The sequence below is a fragment of the Bradyrhizobium sp. MI1.11 genome (assembly GCF_055811255.1).
The window spans coordinates 1-8573 of the sequence record NZ_JBVVPM010000112.1; the positions used below are offsets into that span (position 1 = coordinate 1).

Below are 8573 nucleotides of genomic sequence, written 5' to 3' on the forward strand. Positions count from 1 at the left end.
CCTCGAGCGGCTAAATGCACTCACAGCCCTTGTGAACCTGATCTGGCGACGGCTTGCTTACATGAAACTGGCGGGCATGCGGCCCAAGCTCGTGAGCAATGACGAAAAGGCCGGTGTGACCGGCGGGTCATTTTTCCACTTCCACAACATAAAAACCCGCCGACCGTACGACGGGCGGCGAGCTGACTGAGACGACCATGCGCGATCGCGTGCCGCTTCTCATCTACTTTCAGTTTCTCGCGTCAGTTAAATCATCACGAGAACAATAAAAATTGCGATTTCAACCAGTAACACCGCTGCTGTCATAGGACGAGAAACAAGTCAGCCATGCGTAGCATGATCCGCCTCAGCATCGGCCAAGAAACGGCCCCTCACATCTCATGGCGTAAGCAGGGGCGGGATGCGGGAGCCGTTTCTCGGTAGCCAGACGCGTTCGTCCGGCGCCAGGCACCCTCAAATTAATTCTATTTTAAATATTTTTCAACATTTAATTTGTTTCCCGATTATTTATTTTTTTAATAATGACCGAACGCTTTGAAATCGCCAGCGTGCCTTGGAGCGAGCGCATCCGCCGTTCCCCATCCTTTGCTACCTCGCAAGAGAGCAGGACGTATCTGCGGACAAACGCGTGCGGCTGCTATCGCGCACGGCACGGATTGGACCGAGCGTTACCCATGGATTGCCGCGGCCGCTCTGAAAAACATCTGACACATGAAAAAGCCGCTCCGGTAGCCGACGGGTTCTCAATGCCCATGCGTACCGCGGTACTCGTCACCAGTCCGCGATGATCGATCGTACCGCGCTACTCGTTGACGCCGGGTTACCGCCTCCCCTTTCGGCGATGCGTCATCATTCGCTGCCGGCGCTTCATGGCTCGATCGGCTTTTCGTTGTGCCAAGCGGCATAGTAGTCGGCCATGAGCGCCTTCAGCATTCGTCCCGTGTTGCACACCGCAAAGACGAGCTTGCCGTAACCGCTGGCGTGCTTGCACATCAGTTGCGCGGCGATCTGGGCCATGCTCTCGCAGTCGGAAATCCGTCCTTCCAGATCACGGAACGCCAGCGAGTGGAGTTTCGATATGCTCTTCGGAATACCCGGCGGCAGGCAGCTGGGCTCCGGGGAATTGGACAACCTCGCTCATTGCTGCACCCCCGCCAGGGCCTTGCTGCGGTCGCCATGCTTTCGAAGAGTGGCAAACTCCCTCGAAAGGTCGGCATTGTTGTCGGTTACAGTCGCAGTCTCCCTGCCGAAAACGTCCACCTCGGTGATCGTAGCTCGCAAGAGTTGAAAGGACTGATGACTGCCAAGCGATTACGCCTGACACTGTTCCCAGCCGACGCATCATCCGCGCGCCGCACCGGCGTGGGTTGCGAAGTGGCTGGCGCACTGGCTGCGTTCACTCGTGCATAAGGGCCGGCGTCAAAAGCCGCAGATGGCCGCCGCTGTGATCTTCATGGGTTGGAACGCCCAGAGCGCGCAAGAGGTTAGATACATTGCGCACCATCGCGGCGGCGCTGACCGGGGCGCTGAATTGGAGGCGGCACATGAAAATCATGGACGAAGACGGCGAAGTCATCGCCATAGCATCGGATGATCATACTTTAATCGGCGGCCACCACCGCCTCGCGGTGGCGGCCAGCCTCGGTAAAAAACTGTTCTGGCGAGATACCGGCGAACCAGTGAAGCTTGATCACTTCTTCAAGCATTATGTAAGTTCTCTTCGACATACAGCCTGATCCGCCCGACGAGCGTTGTTCGGTACATTGCAACTACGCCAATTGAGGCGGGGCAGCTTTCATTTTCACACCCCATCGCTCTCCAGCGTTCCGGCCTCCAGCTTCGCCCAATGCTGGCATTGAACCAACATCGCTCCAGGTATTCGCGGTCGCAGGCCGATAAGAAAAATGCGTTATTGTCACACCATGCTGCGCGTCTTGGCAGTTTTTTCGATGACCCGTAGGTTGGCACCGTAGGTAGGCGGTAGCGCACTCACTATCGAGCCAGAATTAGAACGAAGCTTCAATGCGATAGTCGTTTGAATGTGGAGGAGTGGACGACCTGCCGTCCAGCGCCCAAAGCTTTCCGACAAATTATCAAACTCGGCTCGAGACAATGAGCGAGGCCGAGTCCACCGCTCTAGCCGTTCGCGAGGTCTACAGCGCTTATTACAGCGAGATGGGACGCGTAGGCGCGGCTCCGGAACCAAAGGCTCGAACGCCTACGACAGAGGGCAAACTCGTGCGGTCCCAGAGACCGCTTGGACCTCAACCCGGTCAATCGGCTGCGCGCCATACGACGAGGCCAATGACCCGAAAATCCCTCCCGGCACTGCTAATTTTCGGAAGCATTGTGGCACTGGTTGTCGCAGTCGGATTTCTAGCGCAGTAAGACCGGCCGCGAATTCTGTGCAACGTCCGCTTTTCCCCCGCGATCCGACTAGGGGAGATCGTGCACTTCGCGTTTGGGCCAACTGGCGACACCGCGGGCGCAGCCTCGAAGACTTGGATCCTTAGTTTGATCGGTCAATAGCGCTGACACAACTGAAGCGCGCGTATTGCCGAATTTTCCCGGCTGTTGCAGCCTAGGCACACCGCCTGCTGATTGAATCAGCTAGCTTAAGGCTGGAATTCCGGACAGCAAAAGAACCGGCGTCGTTTGGGCTGAAACGTGGATGGAGCGCAAGTAATGAAGAAGATTTTGTTAAGTGGCGTGGCTTTGCTGGCCGTGAGCATGGCGGCACCTGCATCAGCGGCTGATCTGGCGGCTAAGCCTTACGTCAAGGCCCCGCCCCCGGTGGTCGCGCCGATCTATGATTGGACCGGTTTCTACATCGGCGCCAACGGCGGTTGGGGGCAAAGCCACGGTTGTGTGGATTTCGTGACGCCCGCAGGGACAGTCGCAGGTGGTTGCGCGGATCGCTCCGGGGGCCTCGCTGGCGGACAGATCGGGTACCGCTGGCAAACCAATCAATTTGTGCTCGGTTTGGAAGCGCAAGGAGATTGGGCCGAAATCAAGAACACGCGCGTCAGTCTGATCGACCCGCTGATTTCGACAACCGGTAAGATTGACGCCATCGGGCTCTTCACGGCGCAACTCGGTTGGGCGTGGAACGCCTCGCTATTCTACGTGAAGGGCGGCGGCGCCGTGACGCGCAATCGGTTCGATATATTCAACAACGTCACCGGGGTCGGCCTGGCATCGGCTGGCCACACGCGCTGGGGCGGCGCCCTCGGCGTGGGCTGGGAGTACGGCTTCACGCCCAACTGGTCGTTCGGTATCGAATACGACCATCTCTGGATGGGGCGTGATAATGCCGGCTTCGCAGGCGTAGTCACTCCCGGAGGGTTTGTCCTCACCGGCAGCGGGGTCAGCCAAGATGTGGATATGGTCACGCTTCGATTGAACTACCGCTTCGGTGGATACGGCGCACCGGTCGCGGCCAGATACTGATCCCCTCATCTTCGCAAACCAAAGCCCCGGCACGCCGGGGCTTTTTTGTGGTTATGATTTTCTTGGCCTTTGCTACCTTGCGGTGTCTAAGTTGGAAGAGCACGTTCATCGCGGCCACATTCGTTAAGCAAGCAATCCGAGCCGCTGAGCTATCGTGACCAGCTCTGCCAGAGACCGCACTTTCATCTTCTCCGTCACTCGATGACGATGTGCCTTGATTGTCCGCTCCGTCGCTCCCAATTCAGACGCGATCTGCTTGTTGAGTCTTCCGCGCACGACAAGCTCGAATACCTGCCGTTCACGCGCAGTCAGTGTCGCCAGCAGCGCCTGCATCTGTTGCAGCCCGCGTCGCGCGTTAAACATAATTGCGTGGCGGGCCACTGCCTGTTCAATGGCGCCGAGCAACTGCTCCGGTGTAACCGGCTTGGTGAGGAAGTCATCGCCACCCGCTTTTATGGCCCGCACGGGAATATCTTCGTAGCCAGTGAGGAAGACGATTGGTAGCGCGACTTTAAGTGCCTTCAATTGCTGTTGCAGCTCTGGACCGCGATTTCTGGCAGGGGCGGTTCAACTCGCCAAAATCGGCGACAGGAAAAATTAACCGTCTTATGGCCGACACGGCCATCACGGCGAACCGGAGCAGACGATCCAGCGGATCCGGTCGCCGGCACCTCCCTGGACGCGCTCCCGCACCACGATCGTGCGGCGAACGACAGGTGTGTGCTGAATTACACTTGTGCCGAGCTTCAAGTTGCGCCGCAAGATGCCGAGGAGATCACACCGGACCGTATGGGCAACGCCGACGGCAGCACGCGGCAGGTTCCAAGTACCGCCTCAATCTCGGTACCGGCAGAACTCGTCGCCGTTTTCATATTCAATGCAGGTCTTGACGCGAGCATGAGGCCGCATTTCGTTATAGTAGCGGCCTTCGCTGCGGTCCGCTGACCCATATCTAGAATCGCGGTCCATATCGTCATCGTTGCGACGCCAGCTTCGGCCGGTGGTTCGATGATCCTCATCTTGCTCCATCATACGGCCCATCTGTCGCTGACGCATACGGTCCATATCCATTCGATCCTCGCTACGCTGCCGCCGGGCCGTCCAATCTCGGTTGACCCGTGTGTCCTCGGCGCTCTGACGGTCTGAGTCGCGCGCTTGATCTGATTGCTGCGGTGTCCGCTCTGGCTGGACGGGAGCCGTTTGCGTTTGGCCTTGGCCTGACTGTGGTGATGGTCGCTCCGGCCGGACTTGGGTCGGGACTTCGTTGGGATCTGGTGCTGTTTGCTGAGCAGAGGCAGCCACGGGCACCAAACCAAAGACCAGGAGCAGGATGGAAGCCATATCTGATCGGCGCATGATCTCACCTCGCGGGTTTGCTCTCTAACCTCGTCTAGCTGTCTTTGTTCTTATGAAAACAGCGCCATTTTGAAATGTCAGTATCGTTGCCATTGGCAGGTTCTCTGCAAGGCGCGAGCGGCTCGGCCGCTCGCGCCACCGAAGCGGCAGCTCCAGCTAGGCAGCACGCTTCATGCGTTCGACGGTCTGACTTATATGGTTTCCGGCGTCGTCAGCCACCTTGAGGGACATGTCGGCAATCCGACGGCTAGTATCTAAGGCGCTACTGATCGTGTCGCGCACTAGATCGGTGTGCACGACTGCGAGATCGTGAGGAGTTCGGCAGCGCCAGAGTTCATTCATGCGGTCCATGCTCAGTTCCATCTGCTGTCGCACGAAATCGAAGTACTCGCGTGAGACACCATTCACGCCTTTTGCGACAGCTGTGGCAGAGTACATGATGGCTTCGGCGTTGCGGGCGGAGCGTTCCGTTGCCCGCTGCGCTTCGTCACCTGTCACACCGAGTGTTCGGCCAAGCAGGTCAGTGGAGCGACCCAACAGCGCCGTGGCCATGTCGACGCCAAGACGCCAAGTGTTTTTCAGCATCTCGGCATTTTGTTGCAGCAAATGGCTGCTAGCTTGAGCCACCTCCTCGCCGGCCTCAGCCGCGGCTAATCCGATCCGTCTGGTTTGCTCAGTGCTCCTTTCGCCAGCGCGTCGGATTGTCTCTTCAGCATTTTGAGTAGGCTTTTCCTCCGGGCGTGCATTGGCCATTTTTGTTGCTCCATCGATGTTATTGTTGGTGAGATCGGGTCCTGTGCGTGTCCGTCACAAGTGCGATCCTAGGCAAGCAAACGTGCTCGCTTTTTGCCCGTTCCGGGGCGAGGCAACTTTAATCATGCTCCGGGATCACGCGCAGGAACGAGCGCTTCAACTTCCAATTATTTTGTGAATTGGCTTCATAGGTCCGGCACCGCTCGGCATCACGATGTTGCCGAACCCGCGTCATCAAGGCTCAGTCATGACTACTGCGGAAACCGTATTGCTCATCGCGGCTTCGCTGTTCGTACTTCTCGCCATCGGTACCGTCGGCTTCTCCAAACTGGCGGAGTGGAAGAATCCGCCAGTCGGCAAGTTCCTCGAATGCGCGGGTGTGCGTCTCCACTATATCGAGCGGGGTGATCCTGCGGCTCCTTGCGTCGTGCTGTTCAATGGCAACAGATCCATGATCCAGGATTTCACGACTAACGGGCTTGTCGACCTTCTTGCGCAAGGCAATCATGTGGTCTGCTTCGACCGTCCAGGCTTCGGGCATAGTCAACGGCCGCGGCTCCGAGTCTGGACCGCAGCAGCTCAAGCCGCTTTGCTGGCGAAGGCGCTAAATCAACTCGGGGTTCGCGATCCTGTGGTGCTGGGCCATTCCTGAGGCGCTCTTGTCGCGATCACTCTCAGCCTGCGAAAGGATTGTCCCATCCGGGGCACTTGTGCTTGCGTCCGGGTACTACTTCCCGACCGTGCGATGGGACGTATGGCTGATGTCGGGTTCGGCCGTACCGGTGTTGGGCGACTTGGTGAGTTACACTGTCGCACCGATCATTTCGTGGGCCATCTGGCCCGGGACCATTCGCAAATTTTCGCGCCCCGTTCTGTCCCGCAAACGTTTAAGAATGAATTTCCAGCTTCTCTAACGCTCAGGCCCAAACAACTGAGAGCGGCTGCGGAGGAAAGTGCACTCCTCGTTCCAACTGCAGTGCAATTCCAAGCTTGCTATTCACGCATCGGCTGCCCAGTACGCATATTCCACGGAACAGAGGACCAAGTGATAGAACCCACACAGGCGCGAAATCTACATCAGGCGCTGCATCGCTCCCTGCTTCATCTGGTTTCGAATGCTGGACATATGGTGACGTATGCAGATCCTGCCGTCATTGCCCAAGCCGTCAATTCGGTAGCAAATTCCTCTTAAGTTGGACCGCGGCGTCAGACGCTTCCGCTGATCGTCCGTTCGAGGTCCACATCCAGCTTTTTCTGCGGCGCTCTACAGATCGGCTAGGGGCGGACTAGGGGAACGACCCGGTCCGCGCGAGGTGCAAACCTGCCGCAGCTCTCAAGAACAACTCCTCCTGGAGCTCAACCGCACGTACAACGGTTCCGCACGACTGCACTCCCTTTCGCTTTTGCGCGACGTCAGACCGCCATCGGATTACGGTAGCGGCCCCTTTGGGTAGGACTGGCATGGTGCGATACAAAATTTTCGTGGTGGAAAGCAACCGCGATCGGGTGTCCGAGGTCACCTACTACGTCGCCCTGCACTTCGTGGCCGCCGACGACGGCATTGCCGCCGGCGAGGCGGTCGAATACGTCAACCCGAACGCCGCCTATGAAAGCTGAGGCGCTTTCGCGGAAGCTCGGCATTGTCGGCGCGGTTGGCCTTCAGCCGCAGCGGAGATCTGGCGACGGGCAACTTCGGAGACGCAACCGTGATCAGCAAGTTTGGCGACGTGCCGGATGACCTGGGCGGTAGAGCCGATTGTTCAGCTTTTCAAGTCGAATTCGGTCCGCAGCCGGTCTGCGATCGTTTCGATCATCTCGGACCGCCCCGCGTCCCGCCGTCCGTCCGTCATGATCGCGACCTTCCAAGTATCCTGACAGGGGACGACCGAGACGGTGATATCCGTGGGCAACTCGCAGATGTCTTCCATCTCCAGCTTGATCGCCGCGTCGAGTTCTTCGCGCGTTTTTGCCGGCTTTTTCAAGCTGGTTCTTTCACCGCTCGGAACGGGACCACCGCCTTTGGCTATCCGCGCGAGCGCATGTTTTTGAGCAGCGGGCCTTTGAGCCCTTGGTTATCCGCTACAGGCGCCGTTCTCAAACGGCGGGCGGTGGTCCACCGAGTCAAAGATATTGTCGCGTTATCGTTCCCTCCGCTTTGCGCCTTCGAAAACGGGTCAGTTGGGCTGCCTCGACCGGGAAAGTCCGCGTTGCCGGAACGATGTCATACGCGGCGCGTCATCCAACCGGTGAGCAGCCTGGCCGGAGCAGCGAATGCCGAGAGCCCTCAAACGCCGCTTGGACGACGTCATGGCGGACCTATGTCTCGGTATAACGTGACCAACCTGTAGCTCTGGTTGGACCGGGAGTCGGCATCGCCTTCACGTGACCCGTGGAGACTGCTGTTACGAAAAACTCGCCACCACATCGTCCGCAACCGGTATTAGCGGAAACCAACACAGATGACCAACAACACCATCTCAGTGAACGGCGCTCTGCCAGATCTCACCTGACGCAACCTCATCGATGAGGGAACCGGCGGCAGCGCCGCAGCTTGCCCGTCGCGATAACCACCATGTCCCCGTACCGCAGCGCCGGCGATGACGTCCGCCGCTCCGCTTTCTGAGGAGACCCACTTTTGCCGATCAAGATGAAGGTCAGTGACGTCGTCTTCGGCGAACCGTGATTGTTGTGCAAAGGGGCAGCCGATGAACTGAATCTGATTGCCGACACGATCAGAGGCCCGTCAGTTCACGCTGGCGCGCCTCCTGCACACGGCTGTGATGCGCATTGTGTGAGCTAGTTCACAAGCGGCAAGTATCACCGAGCGTAGCGTGTGCGCTTCCACTGGAGGGAAGCGCAATGAAGTGGAAATTGACAACCTATCGAATGCTCGCGCTGACCGTCGTTGTCTTGATGGCGGCTGGTACTACTATGGCCATCGGTACTCCTCGTGGAGTCTATGAACCGATGTTGGGAACCGATTGGCAATGCACCCGGACCATGCTGCTCGTGAC

Annotated in this window: 9 protein-coding genes; 5 read left to right on the forward strand and 4 right to left on the reverse strand. The window is 58.3% G+C overall.

The features are described from left to right. Positions 1–190: hypothetical protein (locus AC0L30_RS41815; protein WP_473406695.1), on the forward strand; the 190-nt coding region annotated here is incomplete at its 5' end. 677 nt (positions 191–867) lie between these two features. Here AC0L30_RS41815 and AC0L30_RS41820 read toward each other — a convergent pair. Beyond that, positions 868–1131: a hypothetical protein gene (locus tag AC0L30_RS41820; protein ID WP_007601713.1), complete on the reverse strand. Its 264-nt coding sequence runs from the start codon at positions 1129–1131 to the stop codon at positions 868–870. A gap of 413 nt (positions 1132–1544) precedes the next feature. Here AC0L30_RS41820 and AC0L30_RS41825 point away from each other — a divergent pair, with 413 nt between their 5' ends. Both AC0L30_RS41825 and AC0L30_RS41830 read left to right on the forward strand, forming a co-directional pair. Then, entirely contained in the window at positions 1545–1736 is a 192-nt protein-coding gene (locus tag AC0L30_RS41825; RefSeq protein WP_007601712.1) for a hypothetical protein, read from the forward strand. A gap of 949 nt (positions 1737–2685) precedes the next feature. Then, positions 2686–3450: an outer membrane protein gene (locus AC0L30_RS41830; RefSeq protein WP_007601711.1), complete on the forward strand. Its 765-nt coding sequence runs from the start codon at positions 2686–2688 to the stop codon at positions 3448–3450. Between the two features lie 123 nt (positions 3451–3573). Here the strand turns inward: AC0L30_RS41830 and AC0L30_RS41835 are convergent, their stop codons facing one another. Then, the gene (locus AC0L30_RS41835) at positions 3574–3975 is read right to left on the reverse strand and encodes a response regulator transcription factor (RefSeq protein WP_371261352.1); all 402 of its coding nucleotides are present in this window, start codon (positions 3973–3975) and stop codon (positions 3574–3576) included. A gap of 987 nt (positions 3976–4962) precedes the next feature. After that, complete coding sequence (locus AC0L30_RS41840; protein ID WP_007601704.1) at positions 4963–5559, reverse strand: phasin family protein; 597 nt, start codon at positions 5557–5559, stop codon at positions 4963–4965. Positions 5560–5806: 247 nt separating this feature from the next. On the opposite strand from AC0L30_RS41840, the gene AC0L30_RS41845 reads away from it, so the two are divergent. Both AC0L30_RS41845 and AC0L30_RS41850 read left to right on the forward strand, forming a co-directional pair. Further along, positions 5807–6211, forward strand: coding sequence for an alpha/beta fold hydrolase (locus AC0L30_RS41845; protein ID WP_245286025.1), 405 nt, complete (start codon positions 5807–5809; stop codon positions 6209–6211). Positions 6212–7020: 809 nt separating this feature from the next. After that, entirely contained in the window at positions 7021–7176 is a 156-nt protein-coding gene (locus AC0L30_RS41850; RefSeq protein ID WP_007601702.1) for a hypothetical protein, read from the forward strand. Positions 7177–7319: 143 nt separating this feature from the next. Here the strand turns inward: AC0L30_RS41850 and AC0L30_RS41855 are convergent, their stop codons facing one another. Further along, positions 7320–7541 (reverse strand): hypothetical protein, encoded by a 222-nt coding sequence (locus AC0L30_RS41855; RefSeq protein WP_035994433.1) that lies wholly within the window; start codon positions 7539–7541, stop codon positions 7320–7322. Positions 7542–8573: the final 1032 nt, after the last annotated feature.

Bases quoted from the DNA above. Each gene is read 5' to 3' on its own strand.
- AC0L30_RS41840 (WP_007601704.1), bottom strand. From the start codon at position 5,559: ATGGCCAATGCACGCCCGGAGGAAAAGCCTACTCAAAATGCTGAAGAG.
- AC0L30_RS41845 (WP_245286025.1), top strand. From the start codon at position 5,807: ATGACTACTGCGGAAACCGTATTGCTCATCGCGGCTTCGCTGTTCGTA.
- AC0L30_RS41825 (WP_007601712.1), top strand. From the start codon at position 1,545: ATGAAAATCATGGACGAAGACGGCGAAGTCATCGCCATAGCATCGGAT.
- AC0L30_RS41830 (WP_007601711.1), top strand. From the start codon at position 2,686: ATGAAGAAGATTTTGTTAAGTGGCGTGGCTTTGCTGGCCGTGAGCATG.
- AC0L30_RS41850 (WP_007601702.1), top strand. From the start codon at position 7,021: ATGGTGCGATACAAAATTTTCGTGGTGGAAAGCAACCGCGATCGGGTG.